The sequence below is a fragment of the Hartmannibacter diazotrophicus genome, from assembly GCF_900231165.1.
Taxonomy (GTDB): Bacteria; Pseudomonadota; Alphaproteobacteria; order Rhizobiales; family Pleomorphomonadaceae; genus Hartmannibacter; species Hartmannibacter diazotrophicus.
The window spans coordinates 616,851-641,518 of sequence record NZ_LT960614.1 but is presented as its reverse complement, the minus strand read 5'-3'; the positions used below and the strand labels follow the sequence as shown (position 1 = coordinate 641,518).

Annotated in this window: 26 protein-coding genes, 1 tRNA gene and 1 riboswitch; of the genes, 17 read left to right on the top strand and 10 right to left on the bottom strand. The window is 63.4% G+C overall.

The window, feature by feature from the left end; all coding sequences use genetic code 11:
• Nucleotides 1-7: 7 nt before the first annotated feature.
• Together lepA and HDIA_RS02960 are read right to left on the bottom strand one after the other, a co-directional pair.
• Complete coding sequence (lepA, locus tag HDIA_RS02965; protein WP_099554208.1) at nucleotides 8-1,813, bottom strand: translation elongation factor 4; 1,806 nt, start codon at nucleotides 1,811-1,813, stop codon at nucleotides 8-10.
• 246 nt (nucleotides 1,814-2,059) lie between these two features.
• Nucleotides 2,060-2,968: a LysR family transcriptional regulator gene (locus HDIA_RS02960; RefSeq protein WP_099554206.1), complete on the bottom strand. Its 909-nt coding sequence runs from the start codon at nucleotides 2,966-2,968 to the stop codon at nucleotides 2,060-2,062.
• An 85-nt stretch (nucleotides 2,969-3,053) separates the two neighbouring features.
• On the opposite strand from HDIA_RS02960, the gene HDIA_RS02955 reads away from it, so the two are divergent.
• From HDIA_RS02955 to HDIA_RS02945, 3 genes are all read left to right on the top strand, one after another.
• Nucleotides 3,054-3,599 carry a GNAT family N-acetyltransferase gene (locus HDIA_RS02955; RefSeq protein ID WP_099554205.1) on the top strand — a complete coding sequence of 182 codons (546 nt, stop codon included), beginning with the start codon at nucleotides 3,054-3,056 and terminating at the stop codon, nucleotides 3,597-3,599.
• Nucleotides 3,600-3,671: 72 nt separating this feature from the next.
• A complete protein-coding gene (locus HDIA_RS02950) occupies nucleotides 3,672-4,166 on the top strand; it encodes a GNAT family N-acetyltransferase (RefSeq protein ID WP_425432921.1) in 495 nt (164 codons plus the stop codon).
• Nucleotides 4,167-4,225: 59 nt separating this feature from the next.
• Entirely contained in the window at nucleotides 4,226-4,747 is a 522-nt protein-coding gene (locus HDIA_RS02945) for a MarR family transcriptional regulator (protein WP_099554200.1), read from the top strand.
• A 212-nt stretch (nucleotides 4,748-4,959) separates the two neighbouring features.
• Here the strand turns inward: HDIA_RS02945 and HDIA_RS02940 are convergent, their stop codons facing one another.
• Together HDIA_RS02940 and HDIA_RS02935 are read right to left on the bottom strand one after the other, a co-directional pair.
• Nucleotides 4,960-6,624 (bottom strand): lysine--tRNA ligase, encoded by a 1,665-nt coding sequence (locus tag HDIA_RS02940; protein ID WP_099554198.1) that lies wholly within the window; start codon nucleotides 6,622-6,624, stop codon nucleotides 4,960-4,962.
• A gap of 165 nt (nucleotides 6,625-6,789) precedes the next feature.
• A complete protein-coding gene (locus tag HDIA_RS02935; RefSeq protein WP_099554196.1) occupies nucleotides 6,790-7,143 on the bottom strand; it encodes a VOC family protein in 354 nt (117 codons plus the stop codon).
• A 126-nt stretch (nucleotides 7,144-7,269) separates the two neighbouring features.
• On the opposite strand from HDIA_RS02935, the gene HDIA_RS02930 reads away from it, so the two are divergent.
• Nucleotides 7,270-7,683 (top strand): tellurite resistance TerB family protein, encoded by a 414-nt coding sequence (locus HDIA_RS02930; RefSeq protein ID WP_245884138.1) that lies wholly within the window; start codon nucleotides 7,270-7,272, stop codon nucleotides 7,681-7,683.
• 16 nt (nucleotides 7,684-7,699) lie between these two features.
• On the opposite strand, the gene apaG is transcribed toward HDIA_RS02930, so the two are convergent.
• Complete coding sequence (gene apaG, locus HDIA_RS02925; protein ID WP_099554192.1) at nucleotides 7,700-8,092, bottom strand: Co2+/Mg2+ efflux protein ApaG; 393 nt, start codon at nucleotides 8,090-8,092, stop codon at nucleotides 7,700-7,702.
• Nucleotides 8,093-8,212: 120 nt separating this feature from the next.
• On the opposite strand from apaG, the gene HDIA_RS02920 reads away from it, so the two are divergent.
• Nucleotides 8,213-8,818: a CDP-alcohol phosphatidyltransferase family protein gene (locus HDIA_RS02920; protein WP_099554190.1), complete on the top strand. Its 606-nt coding sequence runs from the start codon at nucleotides 8,213-8,215 to the stop codon at nucleotides 8,816-8,818.
• Between the two features lie 39 nt (nucleotides 8,819-8,857).
• Here the strand turns inward: HDIA_RS02920 and HDIA_RS02915 are convergent, their stop codons facing one another.
• A complete protein-coding gene (locus HDIA_RS02915) occupies nucleotides 8,858-9,136 on the bottom strand; it encodes a hypothetical protein (RefSeq protein WP_099554188.1) in 279 nt (92 codons plus the stop codon).
• A gap of 235 nt (nucleotides 9,137-9,371) precedes the next feature.
• Between HDIA_RS02915 and HDIA_RS02910 the strand changes: the two genes are divergently transcribed.
• Nucleotides 9,372-9,734, top strand: coding sequence for an RcnB family protein (locus tag HDIA_RS02910; RefSeq protein WP_099554186.1), 363 nt, complete (start codon nucleotides 9,372-9,374; stop codon nucleotides 9,732-9,734).
• A gap of 60 nt (nucleotides 9,735-9,794) precedes the next feature.
• Here the strand turns inward: HDIA_RS02910 and HDIA_RS02905 are convergent, their stop codons facing one another.
• Entirely contained in the window at nucleotides 9,795-11,000 is a 1,206-nt protein-coding gene (locus HDIA_RS02905) for an O-succinylhomoserine sulfhydrylase (RefSeq protein ID WP_245884136.1), read from the bottom strand.
• Nucleotides 11,001-11,104: 104 nt separating this feature from the next.
• Nucleotides 11,105-11,184, bottom strand: a riboswitch (SAM riboswitch).
• A gap of 296 nt (nucleotides 11,185-11,480) precedes the next feature.
• Between HDIA_RS02905 and HDIA_RS02900 the strand changes: the two genes are divergently transcribed.
• The gene (locus tag HDIA_RS02900; protein ID WP_099554182.1) at nucleotides 11,481-12,884 is read left to right on the top strand and encodes a selenium-binding protein SBP56-related protein; all 1,404 of its coding nucleotides are present in this window, start codon (nucleotides 11,481-11,483) and stop codon (nucleotides 12,882-12,884) included.
• Between the two features lie 7 nt (nucleotides 12,885-12,891).
• Nucleotides 12,892-13,551, top strand: a complete 660-nt coding sequence (locus HDIA_RS02895) for a hypothetical protein (RefSeq protein WP_099554180.1) — start codon at nucleotides 12,892-12,894, stop codon at nucleotides 13,549-13,551.
• An 87-nt stretch (nucleotides 13,552-13,638) separates the two neighbouring features.
• On the opposite strand, the gene HDIA_RS02890 is transcribed toward HDIA_RS02895, so the two are convergent.
• Nucleotides 13,639-14,580 (bottom strand): LysR family transcriptional regulator, encoded by a 942-nt coding sequence (locus tag HDIA_RS02890; RefSeq protein ID WP_099554179.1) that lies wholly within the window; start codon nucleotides 14,578-14,580, stop codon nucleotides 13,639-13,641.
• Nucleotides 14,581-14,826: 246 nt separating this feature from the next.
• Here HDIA_RS02890 and HDIA_RS02885 point away from each other — a divergent pair, with 246 nt between their 5' ends.
• The 7 genes from HDIA_RS02885 to HDIA_RS02855 all read left to right on the top strand — a co-directional run bounded on the left by HDIA_RS02885 (nucleotide 14,827) and on the right by HDIA_RS02855 (nucleotide 19,669).
• Complete coding sequence (locus HDIA_RS02885) at nucleotides 14,827-15,213, top strand: YigZ family protein (protein ID WP_245884135.1); 387 nt, start codon at nucleotides 14,827-14,829, stop codon at nucleotides 15,211-15,213.
• 209 nt (nucleotides 15,214-15,422) lie between these two features.
• Nucleotides 15,423-16,517, top strand: coding sequence for a 2'-deoxycytidine 5'-triphosphate deaminase (locus tag HDIA_RS02880; RefSeq protein ID WP_099554174.1), 1,095 nt, complete (start codon nucleotides 15,423-15,425; stop codon nucleotides 16,515-16,517).
• Nucleotides 16,518-16,854: 337 nt separating this feature from the next.
• Nucleotides 16,855-17,064 carry a cold-shock protein gene (locus HDIA_RS02875; protein ID WP_099554172.1) on the top strand — a complete coding sequence of 70 codons (210 nt, stop codon included), beginning with the start codon at nucleotides 16,855-16,857 and terminating at the stop codon, nucleotides 17,062-17,064.
• A gap of 113 nt (nucleotides 17,065-17,177) precedes the next feature.
• Nucleotides 17,178-17,393 (top strand): hypothetical protein, encoded by a 216-nt coding sequence (locus HDIA_RS02870; RefSeq protein ID WP_157775186.1) that lies wholly within the window; start codon nucleotides 17,178-17,180, stop codon nucleotides 17,391-17,393.
• Nucleotides 17,394-17,423: 30 nt separating this feature from the next.
• Complete coding sequence (locus HDIA_RS02865; RefSeq protein WP_099554170.1) at nucleotides 17,424-18,065, top strand: hypothetical protein; 642 nt, start codon at nucleotides 17,424-17,426, stop codon at nucleotides 18,063-18,065.
• 303 nt (nucleotides 18,066-18,368) lie between these two features.
• Nucleotides 18,369-18,442, top strand: a tRNA-Gly gene (locus HDIA_RS02860).
• 69 nt (nucleotides 18,443-18,511) lie between these two features.
• On the top strand, nucleotides 18,512-19,669 hold the full coding sequence (locus tag HDIA_RS02855; RefSeq protein WP_157775183.1) for a PIN domain-containing protein: 1,158 nt from the start codon (nucleotides 18,512-18,514) through the stop codon (nucleotides 19,667-19,669).
• A gap of 122 nt (nucleotides 19,670-19,791) precedes the next feature.
• Here HDIA_RS02855 and HDIA_RS02850 read toward each other — a convergent pair whose 3' ends face one another.
• Nucleotides 19,792-22,113 carry a glycosyltransferase family 2 protein gene (locus tag HDIA_RS02850; protein WP_157775180.1) on the bottom strand — a complete coding sequence of 774 codons (2,322 nt, stop codon included), beginning with the start codon at nucleotides 22,111-22,113 and terminating at the stop codon, nucleotides 19,792-19,794.
• A 247-nt stretch (nucleotides 22,114-22,360) separates the two neighbouring features.
• Here HDIA_RS02850 and HDIA_RS02840 point away from each other — a divergent pair, with 247 nt between their 5' ends.
• Both HDIA_RS02840 and HDIA_RS02835 read left to right on the top strand, forming a co-directional pair.
• A complete protein-coding gene (locus HDIA_RS02840; RefSeq protein WP_157775178.1) occupies nucleotides 22,361-23,137 on the top strand; it encodes a transporter substrate-binding domain-containing protein in 777 nt (258 codons plus the stop codon).
• A gap of 29 nt (nucleotides 23,138-23,166) precedes the next feature.
• On the top strand, nucleotides 23,167-23,838 hold the full coding sequence (locus tag HDIA_RS02835) for an alpha/beta family hydrolase (RefSeq protein WP_099554159.1): 672 nt from the start codon (nucleotides 23,167-23,169) through the stop codon (nucleotides 23,836-23,838).
• 97 nt (nucleotides 23,839-23,935) lie between these two features.
• Here the strand turns inward: HDIA_RS02835 and HDIA_RS02830 are convergent, their stop codons facing one another.
• Nucleotides 23,936-24,439: a GcrA family cell cycle regulator gene (locus tag HDIA_RS02830; RefSeq protein WP_173796289.1), complete on the bottom strand. Its 504-nt coding sequence runs from the start codon at nucleotides 24,437-24,439 to the stop codon at nucleotides 23,936-23,938.
• Nucleotides 24,440-24,668: the final 229 nt, after the last annotated feature.

Genomic DNA, 24,668 nt, shown 5'->3' with positions numbered 1-24,668 from the left:
TCTCGCCTCAGTCTTCCATCTTCAGCGCGGCGATGAAGGCTTCCTGCGGGATCTCCACCTTGCCGAACTGACGCATGCGCTTCTTGCCTTCCTTCTGCTTTTCCAGAAGCTTGCGCTTGCGCGTGACGTCGCCGCCGTAGCATTTGGCCGTCACGTCCTTGCGCATGGCGCGCACCGTCTCGCGGGCAATGATCTTGCCGCCGATGGCCGCCTGGATCGGGATCTGGAAGAGATGCTGCGGGATCAGATCCTTGAGCTTCTCGCACATCTGCCGGCCGCGCTTTTCGGCCTGCGTCCGGTGCACCAGCATCGACAGCGCATCCACCGGCTCGCCGTTGACGAGGATCGACATCTTGACGAGGTCGCCCTCGCGATAGTCGGTCAGGTGATAGTCGAAGGAGGCGTAGCCCTTGGAAATCGACTTCAGGCGGTCATAAAAATCGAAGACGACCTCGTTGAGCGGCAGGTCGTAGGTGACCATGGCGCGCTGCCCGACATAGGAGAGGTCGGTCTGGATGCCGCGCCGGTCCTGGCAGAGCTTCAGGATCGGACCGAGATAATCGTCGGGCGTCATGATCTGGGCCCTAATCCATGGCTCGGCGATGGCCTGGATCTTGACGACATCCGGCATGTCGGCCGGATTGTGCAGCTCGATTTCGTCGCCGCTCGTCAGATGCATCTTGTAGACCACCGACGGGGCTGTCGCGATGAGGTCGAGGTTGAACTCGCGCTCCAGCCGCTCCTGGATGATCTCCAGATGCAGCAGGCCGAGGAAGCCGCAACGGAAGCCGAAGCCGAGAGCGGCGGAGGATTCCATCTCGTAGGAGAAGCTGGCGTCGTTGAGCCGAAGCTTGCCCATCGCCGCGCGCAGGTCGTCAAAATCGGCCGCGTCAACGGGAAAAAGACCACAGAAAACCACGGGCTGCGCCGGACGGAAGCCAGGCAGCGGTTCGGACGTTGGCTTGCGCTCGTCGGTGATGGTGTCGCCGACGGCGGTGTCCGCCACTTCCTTGATCGAAGCGGTGAAGACGCCGACCTCGCCGGTCCCGAGCCGGTCGGTGACGAGCAGCTTGGGGCTCATGACGCCGACACGCTCGACATCGTAAACGGCGCCCGTGCGCATCATCTTGATGCGCTGGCCCTTCTTCAGTTCGCCGTCGATGACGCGCACCAGCACCATGACGCCGAGGTAGGCGTCGTACCAGCTGTCGACCAGCATGGCCTTCAGCGGCGCGGTGCGGTCGCCCTTCGGCGGCGGCAGCTGGGTAACGATCGCCTCCAGGACGCCTTCGATGTTGAGGCCGGTCTTGGCCGAAATTTCCACCGCATGCGCCGTATCGAGGCCTATGACGTCCTCGATCTGCTGCTTGATGCGTTCCGGCTCGGCGGCGGGCAGGTCGACCTTGTTGAGGATCGTCACGATCTCGTGGTCATTGTCGAGCGCCTGGTAGACATTGGCGAGCGTCTGGGCCTCGACGCCCTGGCTGGCGTCGACGACGAGCAGCGAGCCCTCGCAGGCCGCCAGCGACCGAGAGACCTCGTAGGCGAAGTCGACGTGGCCGGGGGTGTCCATGAGGTTCAGGACATATTCCTGACCGTCGTTGGCCTTGTAGATCAGGCGGACCGTCTGCGCCTTGATGGTGATGCCGCGCTCGCGCTCGATATCCATCGAGTCGAGCACCTGATTGGTCATCTCGCGTTCCGACAAGGTGCCGGTCGACTGGATCAACCGGTCGGCCAGCGTCGACTTGCCGTGGTCGATGTGGGCGATGATGGCGAAGTTTCGGATGTTGGAAATCGGTTCGGTCGTCATGGCGCGCTAGATAGCATTGCGCGTGTGCACCGCAAAGCGGATTTCAGCGGATTCTTGACCCCGGTTCAAAGGAGGAGCGGCCCGCCGGCCATCCGCAACGCCGGCCACGCCCGTCCGGCGATGAGGCAGGCAGGTTTGCCAGGCGAAACGGCAAGCCGGATTTCGCCGCGCACGTTGATCGTATCGTGCCCGGCGAGCGCTTTCGCGCGGCGCCGTTCATTCGCGTCTGCCCCGCGTGGTTGCCCTTCAGCGGCAGTCGGTCGCCGTCATCCCGATGGCGTTGGCCGAGGCGATCAGGCGGCCGGCGAGATCGGCGACCAACGGGCGGGCCATCGCATCCGGCTTTCCGGCGACAAGCGCCGAATCCCGCGTCACCACAGGCATGTCGACCGGCGAGATGTCGACGAGCCGCCCGGCATCGAGCGCATCACGCACCAACGGTTCGAGCAGATGGCCAACCGCCAGTCCCTTCTCGATCATCGCACGGGCCGGCGCATAGGGCGCGGCGGACATCGTGCGGGCCCGCGCACCGAGCGAGGCGATGGCCTCCGGCATGTGCTGCCACCAGAACAGGCGCAGGAACTGGGGCGCAAGATCGAAGATGCGCTCGATCGTCGGCTCCGGGCCGATGGCAGCCGCAAGCGCCGGGCAGGCGCAAAGCGGCACGTTCTCGCGAAGGATGGCGATCGGCGCGATGGTGTCGAGCAACGGATCGAGGTTTGGCCAGCCCATCACCGCGAGGTCAACGCGGCGGTCATGGACATACTCGGCGATGTCGCGGTGCCGCCCCTCCTCGATCGTCAGCTGGATGCCGGGATGATCGGCGGCGAATTCGGCGATCGGTTCGGCCGTCAACACGCGGATCAGGCTGCGCAGGCAGGCCAGCGAGACCTGACCATGTTCGGCGGCGCGAATGGCGTTCTGCCCCTCGATCATCGTCGACAGGATGCGACGCGCGAAAGGCAGAAAGGCGATGCCGGCTTCCGTCAGGGCGATCTGGCGCCCGCGCACCAGCAGCGGCTTGCCGATGACGTCCTCCAGGGCCCGCATGCGCATGGAGACCGTCGCCTGGGTCACGTTGAGGCGCGCGGCCGCTTTGGTGAAGCTGCCATCGCGAACGATCCGGTCGAAGGTCCGTAGCTGTTCGATATCCATAAGCCGTGCCAATGCCCGTCATCAGGTGCATCAATCGAAGATCTGATAACAGTTGCATACCTGATAGACGAGGATTTCTGCAGCCATGACAGTGCATGACGGCACGGCATCGATCGATATTGACGCCCTGAGCGCGGCGGAGGCGGAAAAGGCGCTGCCGGGGCTCGCCGATCTTCTCGTCGACGCCGTGCGCGGCGGCGCGTCAGTGAACTTCATGGCCGACATCAGCCACGACGACGCCCTCGGCTTCTGGCGCGGCCAGCTTCCGGCCATGCGGGACGGGATGCGCACGCTGTTCGTTGCGCGCGAGGCGGACGGCGACATCGTCGGATGCGTGGTGCTCACCCTCGCGCCGCAGCCCAATGCCCCCTACCGGGCAGATATCGGCAAGATGATCGTCCACAGCCGCGCCCGCCGGCAGGGGCTTGGCCGACGACTTCTGGAGACCGCCGAACGCCGCGCGTTCGATCTCGGCCGCACCCTGCTCATCCTCGACACCGAGGCGGGAAGCGCCGGCGAGGCGCTCTATCGGCGTTGCGGCTGGATCGGCTACGGCACCGTTCCCGGCTATGCCTACGATCCCCATGGCGCACCGGCCGCGGCAACCTTCTTCTACAAGCAACTCGCCTGAATGCGTCAGTCAGGTCGAATTGACAGCCCGGGCTTCGTGTTCGGGTCGCATCTATGTCTTTGAGGACACATCATGACAATTATCCGTCCGGCGAACCTGGAAGATCTGCCGGAAATCCTTGCGATCTACAATGAGGCCGTGCTCAATACGACGGCTATCTGGATGGATACCCCGGTGGATTTGGACAATCGTGCGAGTTGGTATGAGTCTCGCATCTCCGCCGGCTATCCCGTTATCGTGGCTGGCGAGCGGGGTGGTGTGCTGGGCTACGCAACCTACGGACCTTTCAGACCTTTTGAGGGTTACAGGGCGACCGCCGAGCTCTCCGTTTACGTTAACGCTGCCGCGCGCGGTCAGGGTTTGGGCAGAAAACTGCTGCAAGCGCTGATCGATGAGGCAGTTCGTGCGGGTTTGCACATGCTTGTCGCCGGCATCGAGGGGGGGAATGTTGCCTCGATCCGGCTTCACGCCAGCCTTGGTTTTTCCGAAACCGGCCGCATGCCGGAGGTCGGGCAAAAATTCGGACGGTTCCTCGATCTCGTCCTGATGCAAAAAAGATTGACCTGACGCGGTTTTAAGGGAGGAGGCCAATCCCGACGCCGCGCCCAGCGGAAAAGGGATATTGCATGGACGACATGACGCCGGTCTCCAACAAGCTTGCCGCCCTGGCGCAGGCGATCGTCGATGCGGCCGATGACGCGACCGAGGATCTCTCACCGTCGGCGGCGGCGGCCCTGATGTCCCTCAAGGCGCGAGGTCCGCAGTCGGTCGGAACGGTGGCCCAGCTTGTCGGACTCACGCATTCGGCCGCCGTGCGACTCGTCGACCGGCTGGAGAAGGACTGGCTCGTGCGACGGCAACGACGCGGCGGGCGAGAGGTGATGGTCGAACTGACCTCGCGCGGCAAGCGGCGGGCCTCCACGCTTCAGGAAAAGCGGATCATTGCGGCCGAAGGCTTCGTCAAGGACCTGAACCCGAGCGAAATCGGCGCCCTCGACTTGCTCCTGCACCGCCTGCTCGATGCGGTGGTGGAGGACGGCGGCGACATCGGGCGGCTCTGCCGCATGTGCGACACGGGTACCTGCGACTGCCATCACCTGCACCCGACCACGACCGAAGAAGAGCGGATTGCGGCTGCCGGCGAGTAGCCGCTCCTTTCCGCCTCTTGAACCGATCTCAAAATCCAGGGATGCACGGTCTCGCGTCGCCGCCTGCCGGTGAGCACTCAGGCAAGACTATAAGATTGCCCCGACTTCAAAATGCATGATGCGCACATATTTTGCGCACAAAAGGCAGGAGCTTTCTAGCTGCGGAGGGTCGGCCCGCCGGCATTTCGGCGGGCCTGTGATCCGGCTGCTACTCAGCCGTTGCCGAGACGTCCGGCAAGGGCGTCGTTGATCATGACGCAGGTCTCGCTGATGCCGTAGAGCGCGACGAAGGACCCGAAGCGCGGACCCCGTTCCTGTCCGAGAAGAAGCTGGTAGAGGGCAGAGAACCATTCCACCGAGACGCCCGGGCCGCCGTCGGGGCCAAGTTTCTTCGTATCCTGATAGCGCTCGATCCCCCGTGCCACATCGAGCACCGCATTCTGGATCGTTTCGGAGTCCGACCCGGCGGGCAAGCCCGAAAGCCGTTCCTTCAGCGCGGCAAGTGCGGCGCGCTCCACGTCGTCCGGCGTCTTGAACGTTTTGAAGGGCCGCACCCGATCCTCGTAATAGCGGATCGCGTAGCCGGCGAGTTCGTCGAGCTTCGGATGCGTTTCAGCCGTCACACCCGGTGCATAGCGGGAGATGAAGCCCCAGAGCGTGCCGCGATCATGGGCGTGGCTGGCCGAGACGAGGTTCAGGAGCATGGCGAAAGGCACCGGCAGGTCCACCTTCGGCGGATTGCCGGAGTGGATGTGCCAGACCGGGTTGTTCAGGCGAGCGTCGATGTCCTGCCTGTCATAGGCGCCGAGGAAGGAGAAATACTCGTCGACGTTCTTCGGAATGACGTCGAAGAAGAGCTTCTTGGCGGTCTTCGGCTTCTGATACATGAAGAGCGCGAGGCTCTCCGGGCTCGCGTAAGCCAGCCACTCGTCGATGGTGATGCCGTTGCCCTTGGACTTCGAAATCTTCTCGCCCTTGTCGTCGAGGAAGAGTTCGTAGTTGAAGCCCTCGGGCGGCACGCCGCCGAGCACCTTGCAGATCTGGCTCGACGTCTTGACGTTGTCGATGTGATCCTTGCCGCTCATTTCGTAGGTGACGCCGAGGGCCGCCCAGCGCAGCGCCCAGTCCGGCTTCCACTGCGCCTTGGCGTGACCGCCCGTCACCAGCGTTTCGAAGCGTTCGCCGGTGTCGGGATCAGTCCAGACGATGGTGCCCTTCGACGGATTGCGTTCCTCCACCGGCACCTGCATCACGACGCCCGTCTTCGGGTGAACCGGCAGGAAGGGCGAATAGGTCTTGCTCCGCTCCTCGCGCAGCGTCGGCAGCATGATCGCCATGACGTCGTCATAGCGCTCCAGCATCACGAGGAGCTTCTCGTCGAGAATGCCGCGCGCGTAATAGTCTGACGCCGAGGCGAACTCGTAGTCGAAGCCGAAATGGTCGAGGAAGGCGCGAAGCCGGGCGTTGTTGTGATGGCCGAAGCTTTCGTGCGTGCCGAAGGGATCGGGCACCTTGGTCAGCGGCTTGCCGAGATGCTGGCGCAGCAGGTCCTGGTTCGGCACGTTGTCCGGCACCTTGCGCATGCCGTCCATGTCGTCGGAGAAGGAGAGCAGGCGCGTCGGCACCCGGCCCTCGGTCAGGAGAAGGAAGGCATGGCGCACCATGGTGGTGCGGGCCACCTCGCCAAAGGTGCCGATATGCGGAAGGCCCGAGGGACCGTAGCCGGTCTCGAAGAGAACCCCGCCCTCCGGAACGCCCCGTTTCTCGATCCGCGCGATGATCTTTTTCGCTTCCTCGAAGGGCCAGGCCTTGGAGCGGCCGGCGGCTTCGAAAAGCGCGGGATCAATGGCGGATGCGGTGGCGCTGAGCGCAGACATGAAGGTCCTCGATCAAGTGTTGGGTGTGCGGATACAAAAAGCCCGCTCTTTCGCGGGCGCGCGACAGTAGGCAGTGCGGGTCCCCGCGTCAATGTCGGCGCGGCGGGGTCGGCGCAGCAGGGTCGGCGCAGCAGGCGGAGCCCGGTTCTCTGCCGGCTTTCAGCCCTACGCTTTGTGGCTGAGGATATTGAGCACCTTGCCGACCGGGTCGCGGACGAAGAAACGACGCACGCCCCAGGGTTCGTCGGTCAGCGGATAGACGATCTCGTGCCCTTCCAGCCAGGCGCGGTCATGAACCTCGTCGACGTCATCGACCTCGATGGAGAGGTCTGGCACCGGGGTGCCGGAACCACCCTCGCGGGCAATGCCAAGCTGGGCCCGATGCTCGGCGCCGCTCCCCAGCGTCACCAGCCAGCCGTGGTCCATGACAACCTCCAGATCCAGCAGCTCCTCATAGAAGGTCCGGACCGCATCGACATCGGGCGTCGCCAGATTGGCCACAATCCTCAGGACCGTCATTTCGTCTTCATCCCCGATGCCTTTTCCTCTTCAGGCCGCGTCTTGCATTCGACCGACGCGGCGGCGATATAGTGGCGGCCTACAGCCATGGACCGCAAGCCAAGATCAGCCCGCAGGAGTTCCCCCTTGAAGTCGCTTTCGACCCACGAAGCCCTCATCTACGCGATGGTGACAACGTCGGCCGCAGACCACGCCATGAGCGCCGCGGAATTTTCGCGCATCCGCTCCACCCTGGCGCTGCTGCCCTGCTTCGAAGGGTTCGTCGGGGACGTCTCGGCGATTGCCCAGCACTGCGTGCAAACCCTCAGCGAGGATCATGGCATCGACAGCATCCTCGATGCGATCGATGTCGCGCTGACACCGCCCCTCAAGGAAACCGCCTACGCCCTCGCCGTCGACGTTGCTGCGGCCGACGTCTCCGTCAAGCAGGAGGAACTCGTCTTCCTCGAGATGATGGAGGACCGCTTCGAAATCGACAAGCTGGTCGTTGCCGCCATCGAGCGCAGCGCCCGCGTGCGCCACCGGCGCGCCGGCCTCTGACGCAGGCTTTCCGGCCTCAATTCAGGATGCGGATCACATTCGGCAGATCGAGCGCGAAGGCGGGGATCACCACGTCGAAGGCCTCACCGGCCTCGTCGACCATGTGATATTCGCCCTGCATGAAGCCGGATGAGGTCGGCAGCGGGCAGCCGCTCGTATATTCGAAGCGCTCGTCGACGGCGATCATCGGCTGCATGCCGACAACGCCCGCGCCCTCCACTTCCTGCACCGTGCCGTTGGCATCGGTAATCACCCAGCGACGGGAGAGAAGCTGGACCGCGCGCGAGCCGCCGTTGAAAATCTCGACCGTATAGGCCCAGAACCACCGGCCGGCGTCGGGATTGGACTCGTCTTCCCGGTAGACGGGCGTCACCCTCACCTCGATATCGTGGGTAATCGCTCGGAACATTGGCCGCCTCCTTCATCAAGAACGGAAATATGGCGGCTTGCTTCGGCTCGTCAACTCCGGAAAATGGCGCCTCCGGGATTCCCGCGGAAAGCCGTCCAAACCGAGGCACCGAAACGACGCATGTTCGATTCCAGGCTCCGCCCGCTGATCGACCCGCCAATCAACCGCCTCGGCGCGGCCCTCGCGGCGCGGGGCGTTTCCGCCGACGGCGTGACACTGGCGGGCTTCGCCACAGGCGTTTGCGCGGCTCTTGCGGTTTGCCTCGGCCACTTCTGGGCCGCCTTCCTGCTGATTGCCGTCAACCGGCTCTTCGATGGGCTCGACGGCGCGGTGGCGCGGGCCACGCATCTTACCGATCGCGGCGGCTATCTCGACATCGTGCTCGATTTCGCCTTCTACGGCCTCATTCCGCTCGCCTTCGCCATCCACGACCCGGACCACAACGCGCTGGCCGCCGCCGTGCTGCTCGCGAGCTTCTATCTCAACGGCGCAGCGTTCCTCGCCTTCGCGATCATGGCGGAGAAGCGCAAGCTCACGACGACCGCCCAAGGCCGGAAATCGCTCTACTACGTGGCAGGCCTTGCCGAGGGGACGGAGACGATCGCCGTCTTCCTGATCATGGCCGCCCTGCCCGACTGGTTCCCGGTCGTCGCGATGGCCTTTGCCGCCCTCACCTTCGCCTCGGCGATCGCGCGGGTCGTCGCGGGAGCCCTCAATCTCGGCTGAAGCGGCTTTCTGGCGGCAAACGGGAGCCCTCCATCGCCGTCACGACAGCAACTTGCCCACCAGCACGTGCTCGCAGGCCTTGAAGAGGACATAGCTGACGCCCGTCGCGAGGCTGAGGCCGAAGAGCTGCAGCGACTGGTGCAGCGCGCCTTCCATGACGGCCATCACCCCATGCTCGGCGAGAAAACGCAGGTTGCCGCTGATCATGACGAAGAGGTTCACCGACGCTGTGCTGAAGATGATGACGCTCGCGCACATGACCGCAAGGGTCACGACCCAGTGGCAGGTGATCAGCCGTTTCAGGAAAAGCCGCAGCATTCGATACCCCCCGGTCCTTGAACCGAATGATGCCACGAGAGTGCGAAGGGCGACAGGCACCGCGAGGCCCACGTTTTCAGGTAGCAACCGAACCCAATCGTAACCCGCGCATTTCCAATTGTCGTAGAGCTGTATCAGATCCGCCTTCTGCAACAGACTGATACGCATGAGCGGCGATCTTTTTCGCCGCGCAGGTCTTTAGTCCCTGTCCAACGACTCGCACAGGGAAATTGATATGAACAAGCACCTTGCCGCCCTTCTCGCTTTCACCATGATCGCAACGTCCGCGGCTCCGGCCTTCGCCGACAACACACGGCCGCTGCCGCCTCAGGAACAGGAGCGGCACCACAAGCCGCAGCCGAAAAAGGTCGAGGTGCACAAGACGAAGAAAGTGGAGGTGAAGAAGGTGCCGGCGCACATGGCCTGGCACAGGAAAGGCGGCCATCTGCCCAAGGGGTATGGCGTCATCGTGAAGGACCCGCGCCGCTACGGTCTGGGCGTGCCGAGGCATGGCCATCGCTGGGTCAGGGAAGGGAACGACTATCTGCTCGTCGCGATCTCGACCGGAGTCATCCTCTCGATCGTGAGCGCTCGCTGATCTGAGCCCAATGCCCGCTCCGGCACCATCGAAGGCCTGCCGGAGCGGGTGAACGGCGTATCACTCGGCGGCGGCACGGGCCCCGGAAGCCGCGTCCAGCGCCGCCGTCAGGTCGGCGACGAGATCGTCGGGATGCTCAAGGCCGACCGAAAGCCGCAGGAGGCCCGGCCCGATGCCGAGTTCGGCGCGCGCTTCCTCGGTAAGGCGCTGGTGCGTTGTCGTCGCCGGATGGGTGATGAGGCTCTTGGCATCACCAAGATTGTTGGAAATCCGGATCAGCTTCAGGGCGTTGGAGACGGCGAAGGCAGCAGCCTTGCCGCCCTTCACCTCGAAGGCCACCAGCGTGGAGCCCGACGTCATCTGGCGCTTGACCAGATCGGCCTGGGGGTGATCAGCCCTGCCCGGATAAAGAACCTTGGCAATCGCCGGATGAGCGGCAAGAGCATCGGCGATGATCGCCGCGCTCGCGGACTGGCGCTCAACGCGGAGACCCAGCGTCTCAAGGCCCTTGAGGAGGACCCAGGCGTTGAAGGGACTCATGGAGGGGCCGGTCTGGCGGATATAGGTCTGGAGGTGATCGTTGAGGAACTCCTCGCTGCACAGCACGACACCGCCGAGGCAGCGCCCTTGCCCGTCGATGTGCTTCGTCGCCGAATAGACGACCACGTCGGCTCCGAGCTGCATGGGCTTCTGGAACATCGGCGTGGCGAAGACATTGTCGACCACAAGCCTCGCGCCGGCTGCATGGGCAATCTCGGCAACGGCGGCAATGTCGACCAGTTCCAGCGTCGGATTGGTCGGGCTCTCGATCAGGCAGGCGACCGTGTTGGGACGCATCGCCGCCTTCCACTGGTCAAGATCCGCGCCGTCGACAAGGGTCGATTCCACGCCGAAGCGCGGCAGAAGGTTCTCGACGATGTAGCGACAGGAGCCGAAGAGGGCTTTCGCCGCCACCACATGGTCGCCGGCCTTCACCTGGCAAAGCATCGCCGCCGTCACCGCCGCCATGCCGGTCGCCGTCGCGCGCGCGGCCTCGGCGCCTTCCAGCAGGCACATGCGCTCCTCGAACATGGTCACGGTCGGGTTCGAGAACCGCGAATACTGGTAACCGGGATCGTCGCCGGTGAAGCGGGCTTCGGCCTGCTCGGCGCTGTCATAGACATAGCCCTGCGTCAGGAAGAGCGCCTCGGAGGTCTCGCCGAACTGTGAGCGCAACGTGCCGCCGTGGACAAGAAGAGTGTCGGGATGAAGAGCGCGGTCTGTCATGAGCATCGATCCAGATAGCCGCGAACCCAGGGGATGCAGGCACGCGGGCATGAAAAAACCCGGAGGGCAAAGCCGGTCCGGGTTCGACAGAGCCACGGACTTGGTTCCGCGCCCACCCGACCTTTTTAGCCCATTGTTTAACGTGGCGGCAAGCCGGCCGGCTCAAATGACCACGCGATGGTTCTTGATAGACCCATGACCCCGGCCCGTCAATGCCACGGCTTTCATAGGCTTTCGGAATATCGAATTCGATTTATAGAAATCTTGAATATAAACGATTTAGATTTCCAATTTGAGCCGACCGGCAACCTCCACTAGCGTGTATTTCAGCAACGTCTCATAAGCCGCCGGACCGGCCGCCTGCCCGAACAGGGCGCCGGCAATTCCGATCAATGACGGCAAACGACAGGCGCGTCGGACGGCGTTGCGAAGGGCCGCCCAGAGCCCCGCCAAGAACAGCGCCAGGGAGAGGATACCCCGATGACCGTCAGACCAGACCCGACATTCCACGCGTCGCCGAAACTTGCGATGGAGGCGCCGGCCGAGACGCTGGCCTATACCCTGATGCTGAGCCCCGACGGCTCGCAGCCCGACGGGCTTGCCGTGGTCGACGTCGATCCGGCATCGCCGGACTATGGCAAGATCGTCCATCAGGTGATCATGCCCTACACCGGCGACGAGTTTCACCATTTTGGCTGGAACGCCTGCTCGTCCGCCCTCTCGCCGCTCTCGGGCCATGCCTTTCTGGAGCGGCGCTATCTCATCATCCCCGGCATCCGCTCATCGCGCATCTATGTCATCGACGTGAAGGGTGGGCCGAAGGCGGCCAAGATCCACAAGATCATCGAGCCGGAGGAAATCTTCTCCAAGACCGGCTACTCGCGCCCGCACACCGTCCACTGCGGCCCGGAGGGCATCTATGTCTCGACGCTCGGTGGCGGCGGCGCGGACGGCACCGACGGACCTCCCGGCATCTTCATCATGGACTGCGAGACCTTCGACGTCGTCGGCCGCTACGAGATGGACCGCGGCGTGCAGGACAAGCAGTATGATTTCTGGTGGAACCTGCCGCGCAACTACATGGTGAGCAGCGAATGGGGCCTGCCGCCGCAATACGAGAACGGCATCGTGCCGGAAGACCTGCTCTCCAACAAATACGGCCACAGCATTCACTTCTGGGATCTGGCCGCCCGCAAGAACATCCAGACGATCGATCTCGGCGCCAACCACCAGATGGCGCTCGAAGTGCGGCCCGCCCACGATCCGATCAAGCAATACGGTTTCTGCGGCGTCGTCGTCGACACGACGAACCTGGAAGGCTCGATCTGGACCTGGTGGCGCGACGAGAGCGGCAAGTTCCACGCCGAAAAGACGATCACCATTCCGCCCGAGCCCGCCGACCCGGCGGACCTGCCCGACCTTCTCAAGGGCTTTTCGGCCGTTCCGCCGCTCGTCACCGACATCGACCTCAGCCTCGACGACCGCTTCCTCTATGTCGCCTGCTGGGGCACGGGCGAATTGCGCCAGTATGACGTGAGCGACCCGATGAAGCCTGTGCTGGCCGGCTCCGTCCACATCGGCGGCATCGTCCGGCGAACGGCGCACCCGAGCGGCAAGCCCTTTGCCGGCGGGCCGCAGATGCTGGAAATCAGCCGCAACGGCAAGCATGTCTACTGGACCAACTCGCTCTATTCGACCTGGGACGACCAGTTCTATCCGGCGGGCGTTCCGGCGGCGATGGTGAAGGCCGACGTCGGCGCGAACGGCGGGCTCACGCTCGACCCGAACTTCTTCGTCGACTTCCCGAAGGGCTACCGGTCGCACCAGATCCGGCTTGAGGGCGGCGACTGTTCGACGGACAGCTTCTGCTATCCCTCGGCCTGACAGCGCGATGATCGCGACGCATCCCGAGGCGGCCCTCTGGTGGGCCGTCGTGGCCTCCGGCATCTATCACGGCGTCAACCCCGGCATGGGGTGGCCGCTCGCGGTCTCGGCCGCCCTGATGGAGCGCCGGCGGATGGCGCTGGCCACGGCCTTCCTCGCCCTCGGGGCAGGCCATTTCCTCGCCATGGCCGCGATCCTGACGCCCTTCTCTGTGATGACGACGCTCCTCGACTGGGAGCGCCCGATCAAGATCGGCGCCGGGATCTTCGTCCTCGTGCTCGGGCTTTTCCTGCTCGTTTACCGGCGGCATCCGCGCTTTCTCGCCCGGGTGCCGCCGTCCCGGCTGGTGCTCTGGTCCTTCCTGGTCGCCATCGCCCATGGCGCGGCGCTGATGCTGGTCCCGATCTATCTCGGGCTCTGCACGGCGGTGCCGGGCGACGCCGGCCACGAGGCGGCCGCGACCCTGATGGGCGCCAACGCCCTGCAGGCCTTCGCGGTTGCCGGGGTTCACACGCTGGCCATGGTCACGGCCGGCGGCATCATCGCCGCCGCCGTCTATTTCTGGCTGGGCCTGAAATTCCTGTCCCAGAGCTGGTTCAACCTCGACGTCGTCTGGGCGCTCAGCCTCGTCACGGTCGGCGTGATCGGCGTGGCGGAAGCCGTCTGATGTGCTCCGGCGAGGACTTCAAGACAAACGAAAGGCCCGTCTCCGCATCACCGGGGCGGGCCTTTTGGCGTTTGCCGGAAAGAAGGATCAGGACGGGAGCTGGCCACCCTTCGGCCGGTCGGCAAGGCCGTTCGCCACCGCCGGAACAATCTCGCGCAAATATTTGGCGAATTCGCCGAGGTGCCCCACCCGGCCGGAACCGCGGTTCCAGACCGCCTCGAAGTTGATCAGCACTTCCTGCCCGAGCTTGTCGATGATCCGCATGCCGCCGTCGCTGTCGGCGGTCAGCTTCGACTTCGGCAGGATCGCGGCGCCGATCCCGAGGGCCGCCCATTGCTCCAGAACCTGGTAGCTCAGCGCCTCGCCGGAATATTCGTTGAGCGCGCGCCGGTGGCTGCGGAAGAGATGGCGGATCGTACGGGTCAGCCCGCAGGCATCGGGCACCAGAACGAAGGTCTCGCCGGCGATCTCGTCGAAGCGAACGACGGCGTCCTGCTGTTGCGGCCGCTTTTCCTTGCCTCTCGGAACGTAGAGCAAGGGCTCGCGATAAAGGAACGTGCTCTGGCGCTGCTCCTTCTGCGGCTCCACGACGCCGAAGACGAAGTCCAGTTCCTCCTTGTCGAGCATGCGATTGAGATCGGCCATGTTCATTTCATAGAAGATGAGGTCGGTCTCGGGCGCGGCGGTCCGGAAGGGCTCAATCAGGAGATTGAGAAAGCGCGCGTCGAGCAGCGGCGAAGTGCCGATGCGGATCAGCCGCTTCTGCGGCGAGAGGAATGCCGCCGCCCGCTGTACCAGAGCCTGCTGGGCGGCAATCACCCGCTCGATATCCGGCAGCAGGTTGGCGCCGAAAGCCGTCAGCGTCACCTTGCGCGTCGTGCGCACGAAGAGCTTCTGGCCGAGTTCCTCTTCCAGAAGCGCGATCGCGTTCGACAGCGTCGGCTGCGTGACGGCACAGGCCGACGCGGCTTTCGTGAAGGATCCGTGCTGAGCAAGGGCGCTCACGAAGCGGAGCTGATTGAGGTTCATGCGATCTATAGCAAATCCCTATCAGTTCCATGTCAAATTAAAGTTTTTGAATAAAGGCTACCGCTGCTAGTCTTTCCCGTGTCCCGAAAGCACAGCTGTCCGGTTTCCAAGACTATCGGACGGGTTCTCATTGCAGATGACGCCGGGCGGCATCTGCGGACAGACCGAAGCAGGTCAACGTCCCGCGGAAGGGCATGAGCCCTCACTCCTGCCCTTCCGCGCTGTCCCTCAGCGCGGATTCTTGCCTTGGCATTGCGCCGAGCAATCGCTTACACCCTCCCTATGGTCATTCTCGACAACATCATCTCCGACCGCGGCTCGAAATATGCCGTCTCCGGCGGTCCGTGCCGATCCTCCGACGAGGCCCGGGCCTTTGTCGAAGACCTGAAGAAGACCAAGAAATTCGCCAAGGCGACCCACAACAGCTGGGCGCTCATCTGCGCCGAAGGCCAGATCAGACAAGATGACGGCGAAAGCGGTGCCGGCATGATCATCCTGAAAATGCTGGAACGCGAGGGACTGACCGACCACATCGTCGTCGTGACGCGCTGGTTCGGCGGCAAGCACCTTGGCGGCGACCGATTCCGGCATGTGCAGTCGGCGGTCAGGACCTATATCGAGCAGTTAAAATAACTTCCGGCTCGCCATTGCCGCCTTTTCTCAATCTTCGAATATCGTCATTCCCGCTTTCGCGGGAATGACGGCCAACGGAGATTTGCGCGGATTTACGGCATTCGCTTCACGCAGTGTGGCGGCGCCCTCTTCTCGATCAAGCATTCCCTTTATTTCGAGCCACTTTCCCCCTATTGCTCTCCCAGACATTTCCCAAGCGGACCCAGCACATGACGGCGTATGACGTGGGCATCCTGCCCTCACAGGAAATCAGGGCGATGGCGGACGCCGGCGGCATCACGGCCGACCGGCCGTTCGATCCCGACCAGATCCAGCCCGCGAGCATCGATCTCCGGCTCGGCGCGGTCGCCCATCGCCTGCGCGCAAGTTTCCTGCCCGGGCCGCATTCATCCGTCGAGGCCAAGCTCGACAACCTGAGGCTCCACACCATCGACCTTTCCGAAGGCGCGGTGCTGGAGACGGGCTGCGTCTATCTCGTGCCGGTGCTGGAAACCTTCGCCCTGCCCGACCATATCGCCGCCTCCGCCAACCCGAAGAGTTCGACCGGCCGGCTCGACGTCTTCACCCGCGTCATCACCGACGGCGGCGAGGCCTTCGACACGATCTCCGGCGGCTATCGCGGCGGGCTCTACGTCGAGATCTCTCCGCGCACCTTCCCCGTGCTGGTGCGCACCGGTTCCCGGCTGTCGCAGGTGCGCTTCCGGACCGGATCGTCGATCCTCACCGACGAGGAGCTTGCCGATCTCCACAACAAGACGCCGCTCGTCGACACCGACCCGGCGCGCTTCGAGGACGGGCTGACGCTGTCCATCGACCTGGAGCGCGAAGGCTCTGGCTCGCTGCTCGGCTACCGCGCCAAGCGCCACACCGGCGTCATCGACGTCGACAAGAAGAACGCCTGCGACGTGCTCGACTACTGGGAGCCGATCCATTCGCGCGGGGTGCCGAGCCTCATTCTCGATCCGGGCGAATTCTACATCCTCGCCTCGCGTGAGGCAGTGCATGTGCCGCCCGATACGGCGGCCGAAATGGTGGCCATCGATCCGCTCGTCGGCGAATTCCGCGTCCATTACGCGGGCTTCTTCGACCCCGGCTTCGGTCATGCGGCCGCCGGCGGCAAGGGCTCGCGCGCGGTGCTGGAGGTGCGGAGCCGCGAGGTGCCCTTCATCCTCGAACACGGCCAGACCATCGGCCGCCTCGTCTACGAGCGCATGAAGGCGCGGCCCGACACGCTCTACGGCTCCGGCATCGGATCGAACTACCAGGCCCAGGGGCTGAAGCTCTCCAAGCATTTTCGAGGCTGAGCCCGGCACAGATCGTCATGGTCTCGCCGCTCCGGATTTCCGGACAAAACGTCGGTCTGGAGATCCACGCCAGCCTTGCCTCAAAATCCGCGGATGTCCGGGTAAAAAAAGTATTGCCGAAATTCTTCAGAGAATTTCATTTTGAAAATTATTCGGCCACGCCTTGCCGTATTGACCGATTGCCCTTATATAAGTCTCATCGATCTTGCTGTTGAATGTTGTTTTCGCGACTATCGCGACACTTACGATTTTCCTCCCTCAAAATCGATTCATCATTTTTCGACGCATGATTCATGCGGCGAGAACGTTTTTATTGAGCGATTGAAAGGAAATCGTCATGACTATCGGAACTGTAAAGTTCTTCAATGCGACCAAGGGCTACGGCTTCATTCAACCCGACAACGGCGAGCCCGACGTGTTCGTTCACGTCTCCGCCGTCGAGCGCGCCGGACTTCTGTCGATCGTCGAAGGACAGAAACTCTCCTTCGAGGCGGTCCGCAACGACCGCAACGGGAAGATGTCGGCTGAGAACCTGCAGTCTGCATGAGTTTCGGTGTCTCCGGGCTTTGACCACGGATGTACTGGCACTGACCATCGAGACACCTTGGAAGAGGTCGGGCTTGTCCCGGCCTTTTTTCATTTCAGCCATAGGAACACCCGATGCGTCGTCAATCAGGAAGCAACGCCTCCAAGCAGAAGCCCTCGCACGGCAAGACCGGACGTGATGCCTCCGACGGGTCCGCCAAGGCCATCAACGAGAGACAGGCCAGGGACAGGGCAGAAAAGACAGAGCGCCTCCGGGCCGCCCGACTCGCGCATGAAGGCACCGCGCCGGCTCTGCCCGTCGCGACGAAGACGCACATGAAGAAATCATGATCTGAACCAAAATTTAGGGGGCTTGCGACGATGGCCAGAACTCTTGCAATCGGCTTCCTGGGCCTCTTTCTGTCGATCTGGATGACTCCAGGTTACGCTTCGGAAGCGCTTCCCAACTTCTCGCACTCTTCTCCTTACGGGAAGGGATGGGAATGCAATTTCGGGTATTCGGCAACACAAGACGGCTGCCTTGCGCTGAATGTTCCGGAGAACGGCTATATCGATGCGGATGGCGATGCCTGGCGATGCGCGCGCGGCCACCAGCGCGTTGGCGATGAATGCCCGCGGATCGAAGTTCCGGAGCATGCCTATCTTTCCGACTATTCCCACAGGGGTTGGGAATGCGAGCGAGGCTTCATTTCCTCGGCGACGGGGTGCACGAAGCTGCACGTTCCGGAGAACGGGTTCATCAACAGCAATGGCTTCGAATGGACCTGCGAGCGCGGCTACAGAAAATCGGGCGGCGCGTGCGACAAGGTCATCGTTCCGCCCAATGCATTTCTGGAGGACATGCCGTTCGGCAGTGGCTGGATATGCGAAAGAGGGTTCAAACCTGTCGGCAACTCCTGCGAAAAAGTCGAACTTCCAGCCAATAGCCATCTGGACTACAGCGGGATTCAATGGCGGTGCAATTCGCCGTATCTGAAAAAGAACGAGCGATGCGAATTGTAGTCTGACTTCCCGGATACTCTAGAATCTTCAAATCATTCCATAGCTTTGCAAACTCGCGCGTTCCGCCCCGGCGCGGTTTGCGGACATGAGAGCCCCTCTCGGCAGGCAGCGGGCCGCCGGCTGCATCGCCTCATCTTGCGACGCCATCGGGCGCGCGCGCCTGCGGTCAGCGGGATTTTGCACGCCAGAATGGCCTTGCCTATCTCCGAAGAGATCGAGTACAAAAAGGTCCGATTTCGCAGTCAGATGACGATCTGCGGGACCAAAACAGCTGAGATTTCAATCTTTTGAATGCTGTTTCTGGCGGGTGTAGTTCAATGGTAGAACGGCAGCTTCCCAAGCTGCATACGAGGGTTCGATTCCCTTCACCCGCTCCAGCCCTCCATGATTGTGATGTTTGAACCCGAGAAGCCAACCCCATAGTGCCCGTTGTTGACGAACGACAATTGAAGACACTGCTGGCGGAGGGTCGCATAACAGCGCTCTCAGTTGACACCAACATTTTTGATCAGAAGCGGCTGCAACTCAGTTCAGCCTCGATGCATGCGCTGGCACGCCTCAAAGAGCGTCCGTTCCGGTTCATACTGTCTGGCACGGTCGCAAGAGAAGTGGCCGCGCACCTAACGAAGGCAGCAGAGGACGCACTTCAAACAGCGAAGAAAAGCATTGGCAAAGCACTGTTTGCGTTCGGGACAGAAGACCCAACTCGGGATCAACTGTTGGAGCAAATTTCCGGGGGGAGGACTCCCGCCGACGCTGCGAGCCAGCGTTGGAACGAATTCATCAAGGACACAGGATGCGAGCTTCTGGACGATGCCGCGCTTGTGTCAACTGCGACGGTCTACGATGCCTACTTCGCGGGCCGGCCACCATTTGGTTCGGGCAGAAAAAAGGATGAGTTTCCGGACGCCTTGGCCCTGCACGCTTTGGAGCGAACCGCCGATCAAGACGGAACTTCGATACTAGTTGTGTCCAACGACGGTGACTGGCGTGCGTACTGCGAGCAGTCGCAACGCTTGTTCCTCGTTCCTCAAATCGAACGCGCACTGGCCCTCGTAACGGATGCGCCGGTAGGCCTCCGTTCAGCCATTCATGCATGGCTTCACCAAGATGGCGCAGGAAATGAAGATGCCAAGCAGCTTGTAGCCAGCAATGTAGAACGGCTGGAGTTCACAGCAAATGCACACCCGACACACGGCGAGGTCGAACTTTATGCCATGGCCGGCGAACTCGAAGAGGTCACTTGGCCGGAAGAAGATGACATCGACATAATTGAAGTTGAAGGAATTGACGACGGAGAAGGCTTGCAGGTAGTTGCCAGTATGCCGCTTGGCCTACAGGTGAAAGTTCCGGTTGAACTCAGTTTCTCGGTCTGGGACGGCGTGGACCGCGAGTCGGTCTCGATGGGCGGTCGAATGGTCAAAGCAGAAGAAGAAATGACCGTTCGAGCCTCATTTACACTATATGTCTACAGCCTAGGAATGGACAACGAATTAATTGACCTTGGAGACGGCGAGATCGAAGACCGGTATCATGAAGTCGATCTAGGCGAAGTGGACATATTCGAGCCCGAGGACTATTGGAACGATATTGATCAGGCCTGATCAATCCTCCTACAGACTGTCTGCAGCAACAGCTTAGAGATAGCACTAATCATTTGAAAAATAATATGAAAAATAGATTTAGCCATCAAGTTCCCAAGCTGCATACGAGGGTTCGATTCCCTTCACCCGCTCCATCTTCTCCCTCCGAATCTTCGCTTTAGCCAGCCGATCCATCCTTTCGGGATGATGGAGCCTAGAGGCTCGCCGTCCGGGCGGTCGTGGGGCTCATGCGGGGTCTTGGCCCAATGGTGCGGCCGGGCGATGAGCTGAAACAGCGCGCCCCATGCCGCGACGGATACCAGCAGCCAGTAGACCGGCATCCAGAGTATCGCCCCGCTCAAAGCAAAACGCCGGCGCACGGCCAGCGAGCGAGCCGCGAGCCACATCGACGCGCCATAGCCGAAGAGGATGTTGAGGACGGCGCAGGCCATCAGCGTGTCGCTCAGCGGATCGCCACCGATCAGGACCGGCCAGATGCCGAGAAGATTGAACAGGATCAGCATGACGCCGGCCGGATGTGCCAGGGCTGAGAGAACCACGCCGCCGAAATAGAGCTGGATCACCGCAAAGCCCAGCGGTCCGACCTCGCGCCACAAGCGCCAGGGCTGACGCATGTGAACGAGCCAGGTGACCATCCAGCCCTTGATCCAGCGGCTGCGCTGGCGGCGCCAGGGCGTGAAGCGACGCGGAGCCTCTTCCAGCGTCACCGCGTCGATCAGGTCTATCTGCCATCCGGCACGAACCAGGCGAATGCTAAGATCGGCGTCCTCGGTCACGTTCCATGGATCCCAGCCAAGCACCTCGTCGAGGGCCTGCCTTTTGAAATGATTGGAGGTGCCCGCCAGCGGCACGGGAAGGCGATAGCGGGCGAAGAAGGGCAGCAGGCCGTCGAAGAGCGCGGCGTATTCTATGGCGAACTGCTTCTGCAGGGTGTTGCCGATGCGGTCAATGACGAGCCGTGCCTGGACGCAGCCGAGGTCGGAGGGGCCTTCCGCGAAGGCCTGGGCGGCCCGCAGGAGCTGGTCCGGATGCGGCCGGTCCTCGGCGTCGAAGACGGTCACCATCGCGCCTTCGCAGAAGGCGAGGCCATAGGCAAGCGCCCTCGGCTTGGTGCGCGGCCGGCCATCGGGCACTACAATCACCTCGCCATGGGGCAGGCCCGCCAGCGCCGCCTCTGCCGCGGCGATCGTCGCGCGGTCATCTGCCTCGCAGACAATCCTCAATTCCAGCCGATCGCGCGGATAGCGCAGCCTTTCCAGCGCCCCGACGAGGCCCGGAACCATGTCGGCCTCATCGTAGAGGGCCACGAGGACCGAGCAGACCGGCGGATCGCGCGGCGGACGGAACGCTCGCGGCGGCTGCAGGCCCATCGCGCGGGCGGCGAAGAAACGGACGAGGCCGACGCTCAGGAAGCCGACCATCGTCAGCGCGAGGCCGAGATGGATGAAGACCAGCGGTGCAGCCGCCGCAAGGACGGCAAGCGCCAGCAGCCAGAGCGCGAGAGAGAAGCGCAGCGAGGGCGACGGCGTCCTTCGCGCCGAAAGGGCCGGCCGCTCCCGGTCGAGGCGGGTCAGGTCCCGGCGCAGGACTTCGGGGGCGGCCGCCTCGCGCACCAGGCGATGCAGGTCACGAGGCGGGCACAGGACGACCGGCCGGTGCAGGCGATGCTCGGTGAGCACCCGGTGCAGATCGGCCTCGATGCGGCCGATCCTCGGCGCGCAGAGAATGACCGGACGGTCATCGGCCAGGCGCGCGAAGGCGACGGGAGCGCGGCGGGCCACCTCCGGCGAGATCGGACCGCCCTCCAGCCGGCAGGATCGCAAATCCCCCGGCGAGGCGAAGTCCAGCCCGTAGCGGTTCGCAAGCAGGCGATAGAACTCGGCCGGTCCGGGGCCGCGCTGGCGGGCCAGAACCGCAAGGCCATCCTGCCCGCTTGCCGCCTTCACCACCATGTCGAGCCGGAAATCCCCGAGATCCCAGATCACGAAGCGATGCCTGCCCGTCATCGGCCCCAGATAGACCGTGAGCCCGAGCCGCCGGGCGGCGAGCAGTTGCGGCAGGCGCCGGTCCAGGTCGTGCAAAGGCGCGTTCAGCGCGATCACAAGGCCGCGCTGGCGGCGGAACGCCGCATCGCCCAAGAGAGCAAGGGCCAGTTCTCCCTCCCAGCGTGGCGCGAGACGGTCGAGCAGGTCGACCGTTGCCCCGGACAGGGAAGGGAGATCCCACAGGGAGGCCAATCGCTGCTGGAGATCGTCGGGGCTCAAAATCCCCAGCCTCAGGACGAGTTCGGCCGGCGGGCGTCCCAGATGGTCAGCCGCGACGGCCAAGAGATCGCCGGCCTCCCCGGCAAGGCCGATGGCGGCGAGAGGAGGGATACTCGTACTCTCGGCTTCGGGGCGCACTGGAGAAACGCCGCCCGGCTCCTCGTCCTTGGGTTTCCACACAGGCCGTACTCTGGGCGCGACTGAGGCCCTGGATCACACCCCAGCGTGTGGACACCGCCCCACCCGCATGGCATCGTCCCAGGGTCAATCGGATTGGCGGGAAGACTTCAGCCTCGGATATGCTCGTCATGAGAGTATTGACGATCGCGTTTGAATAGCAATGAAAAGTTTGCAACTTTCTGCTGCATTTCTGTTTTGTCTTTATGCGCAGCCTGCGCCGGCGGAAACGGGACCAGGCTCGCCTCCGGTGCACGGCCGGAACGAAGCCCTGCTGCCGCCGAGGCTGTTCGACGCCGGCCAGACGCGCAAGGCGGACGTCACGGTTCCCAATGCCATCCGCTTCGTCACCACCGACGATTTTCCGCCCTTCGACTTCTCCGATGGAGCCGGGCATCTCGTCGGCTACAATGTGGAACTCGCCCGCGCGATCTGCCAGCAGGCGCAAATCCCCTGCACGATCCAGACGAAGCCGTTCGACGAACTCGTCGATGCCGTGCGGGACGGCGAGGCGGATGCGATCATCGCCGGCCTCCAGGACACCGAAAAGACGGCAGAGTTTCTTGCCTTCTCCGCGCCCTATCTGCGCCTTCCCGCCCGCTTCGTCGTCCGCAAGGATTTCATCGGCGGCGTCATTCCGGAGACCCTGGAAGGATTTCCCGTGGCCGTTGTTGAGGGCGGACGCCACGACGCGTTCCTCGCCGCCCATTTTCCCAAGAGCGTCAAACGGGGCTATGCGAGCCTGGAGCCGGCGCTTCGCGCCCTCAAGGAGGGTGAGGTCGATGCCGTCTTCGCCGACAGTCTTGCCCTCGCCTTCTGGATTTCCGGCGCCGATGCGAAGGACTGCTGCCGGTTCGGCGGCGACGCCTATTCCGACCCGGCCTATTTTTCCGGTGCGCTCAGCATCGCGGTGGCGACAGACAATCAGGCGCTCAAGGCCTTTTTCGACGACAGTCTTGCAAGGCTGGAAGCGAAGGGCTTACTTGCCGATCTCTACAGGCGGTTCCTGCCGGTCGGCCTCTACTGAGCGCCACCCGTCCACTTCGAGTTCGCGACATGCCGATCCCTGCCGATGGCACAAGCCATCCCTTTCTGTGCGACGGTCCGGAGGAGGCCAGGGCGACCCTGCTCTTTGCCCATGGCGCGGGTGCGCCGATGGACAGCCCGGTCATGAATGCCTTTGCCGGCGAGGTGGCCGCGCGGGGTCTTCGCGTGCTGCGTTTTGAATTCGCCTACATGGCCGCGCGCCGCGCCGGCGAGCGCAAACCGCCGCCAAGGGCGGAGCGGCTGCTGCCGGAATTTCGCGAGGCAGTGGCCGCCGCGCGTGCCTTGTGCAAGGGACCGTTGCTCATCGGAGGCAAGTCCATGGGCGGCCGGATTGCCACCATGCTGGCGGGAGAGGCAGCCCCTGTGGTTTCGCCCGCCGGCGTCGTCGTTCTCGGCTATCCCTTTCGCCCGCCGGGGAAAACGGAGGCAAGGGTCGGGCCGCTCCTGGACGTCCGCTGCCCGTTGCTCATTTTGCAGGGCACGCGCGATCCGTTCGGCTCGGCTGACGAACTGACGGCGGCGGACCTTCCGGGGCATGTGGACGTCGCCGGCTTTGCCGACGGAGACCACGACCTCAAGCCGCGAAAGGCGAGCGGCGAGACCTTCGAGGGTCACATGAAGCGGGCCGGCGCCCTTGTCTCCGCCTTCGCCGACAGGCTGGCGGCATCCTCCGCAACCTGAGCCCAGATGCCGCCGGAAGACGGGCGGTCCCCAAAAAAAGAAACACCCGCCGTTTCCGACGGGTGCCTCTCAAAAGCTTGCCAGTTCGATGCGCCGATCAGCTCGCCTTGCGGTCGCGGCGGCGATCATGCGCCGGCTGATAGGCGATCCGCGCATGATGCGCGCAATAGGGAATGCCGGCCTCGGAATGACGGCCGCAGAAGAAGAAATCCTCGCGGCTCGGATCGCCGATCGGCCACTTGCAGGTGTGCTCGGTCAGCGTCAGGATCGTTGCGCGCTCGAAATCGATGACCTCCGGGCGCGGGCTGGTCTTTGCCTCCGGCTCGGCGGCCGGCAATTCCTCGACATCCGCCTTCAGGGCCGTGTTGCCGACCGAAGCGGGTGCTGACGGGCGCATGGGATGCGTCGGCTCGCGCGTCTTGCGCGGGCGGGCCGTGGGCTGTGCCTGCGGCTTGCTCCGCCCCGAAAGGCCGAGACGATGGACCTTGCCGATCACCGCATTGCGGGTCACTCCACCCAGTTCACCGGCAATCTGGCTGGCGCTCAGTCCCTCGGCCCACAAGGCCTTCAGGCGCTCGACCCGCTCTTCGGTCCAGGACAATTCGGTCACGCTGCATCTCCCTTTAAAGAAGCGGAATCCCTCATCATTCGCCCCCACACACAACGCGGGCACGTCTTTGATCCAACGCAGGGTCCGGATCGTGAACTCAAATGACGAGATACGCCTCAAGAGGCATCAAGCGCCACGATATGTCGTGGCAACTGGCGAGGAACCTACAATATCGGCTGACTCCGTGGCAACGCCGGACGCGGTTCCAAGCGGGCCTCGC

Bases quoted from the DNA above. Each gene is read 5' to 3' on its own strand.
- lepA (WP_099554208.1), bottom strand. From the start codon at position 1,813: ATGACGACCGAACCGATTTCCAACATCCGAAACTTCGCCATCATCGCC.
- HDIA_RS02960 (WP_099554206.1), bottom strand. From the start codon at position 2,968: ATGGATATCGAACAGCTACGGACCTTCGACCGGATCGTTCGCGATGGC.
- HDIA_RS02955 (WP_099554205.1), top strand. From the start codon at position 3,054: ATGACAGTGCATGACGGCACGGCATCGATCGATATTGACGCCCTGAGC.
- HDIA_RS02950 (WP_425432921.1), top strand. From the start codon at position 3,672: ATGACAATTATCCGTCCGGCGAACCTGGAAGATCTGCCGGAAATCCTT.
- HDIA_RS02945 (WP_099554200.1), top strand. From the start codon at position 4,226: ATGGACGACATGACGCCGGTCTCCAACAAGCTTGCCGCCCTGGCGCAG.
- HDIA_RS02940 (WP_099554198.1), bottom strand. From the start codon at position 6,624: ATGTCTGCGCTCAGCGCCACCGCATCCGCCATTGATCCCGCGCTTTTC.
- HDIA_RS02935 (WP_099554196.1), bottom strand. From the start codon at position 7,143: ATGACGGTCCTGAGGATTGTGGCCAATCTGGCGACGCCCGATGTCGAT.
- apaG (WP_099554192.1), bottom strand. From the start codon at position 8,092: ATGTTCCGAGCGATTACCCACGATATCGAGGTGAGGGTGACGCCCGTC.
- HDIA_RS02920 (WP_099554190.1), top strand. From the start codon at position 8,213: ATGTTCGATTCCAGGCTCCGCCCGCTGATCGACCCGCCAATCAACCGC.
- HDIA_RS02915 (WP_099554188.1), bottom strand. From the start codon at position 9,136: ATGCTGCGGCTTTTCCTGAAACGGCTGATCACCTGCCACTGGGTCGTG.
- HDIA_RS02910 (WP_099554186.1), top strand. From the start codon at position 9,372: ATGAACAAGCACCTTGCCGCCCTTCTCGCTTTCACCATGATCGCAACG.
- HDIA_RS02905 (WP_245884136.1), bottom strand. From the start codon at position 11,000: ATGACAGACCGCGCTCTTCATCCCGACACTCTTCTTGTCCACGGCGGC.
- HDIA_RS02900 (WP_099554182.1), top strand. From the start codon at position 11,481: ATGACCGTCAGACCAGACCCGACATTCCACGCGTCGCCGAAACTTGCG.
- HDIA_RS02895 (WP_099554180.1), top strand. From the start codon at position 12,892: ATGATCGCGACGCATCCCGAGGCGGCCCTCTGGTGGGCCGTCGTGGCC.
- HDIA_RS02890 (WP_099554179.1), bottom strand. From the start codon at position 14,580: ATGAACCTCAATCAGCTCCGCTTCGTGAGCGCCCTTGCTCAGCACGGA.
- HDIA_RS02880 (WP_099554174.1), top strand. From the start codon at position 15,423: ATGACGGCGTATGACGTGGGCATCCTGCCCTCACAGGAAATCAGGGCG.
- HDIA_RS02875 (WP_099554172.1), top strand. From the start codon at position 16,855: ATGACTATCGGAACTGTAAAGTTCTTCAATGCGACCAAGGGCTACGGC.
- HDIA_RS02870 (WP_157775186.1), top strand. From the start codon at position 17,178: ATGCGTCGTCAATCAGGAAGCAACGCCTCCAAGCAGAAGCCCTCGCAC.
- HDIA_RS02865 (WP_099554170.1), top strand. From the start codon at position 17,424: ATGGCCAGAACTCTTGCAATCGGCTTCCTGGGCCTCTTTCTGTCGATC.
- HDIA_RS02835 (WP_099554159.1), top strand. From the start codon at position 23,167: ATGCCGATCCCTGCCGATGGCACAAGCCATCCCTTTCTGTGCGACGGT.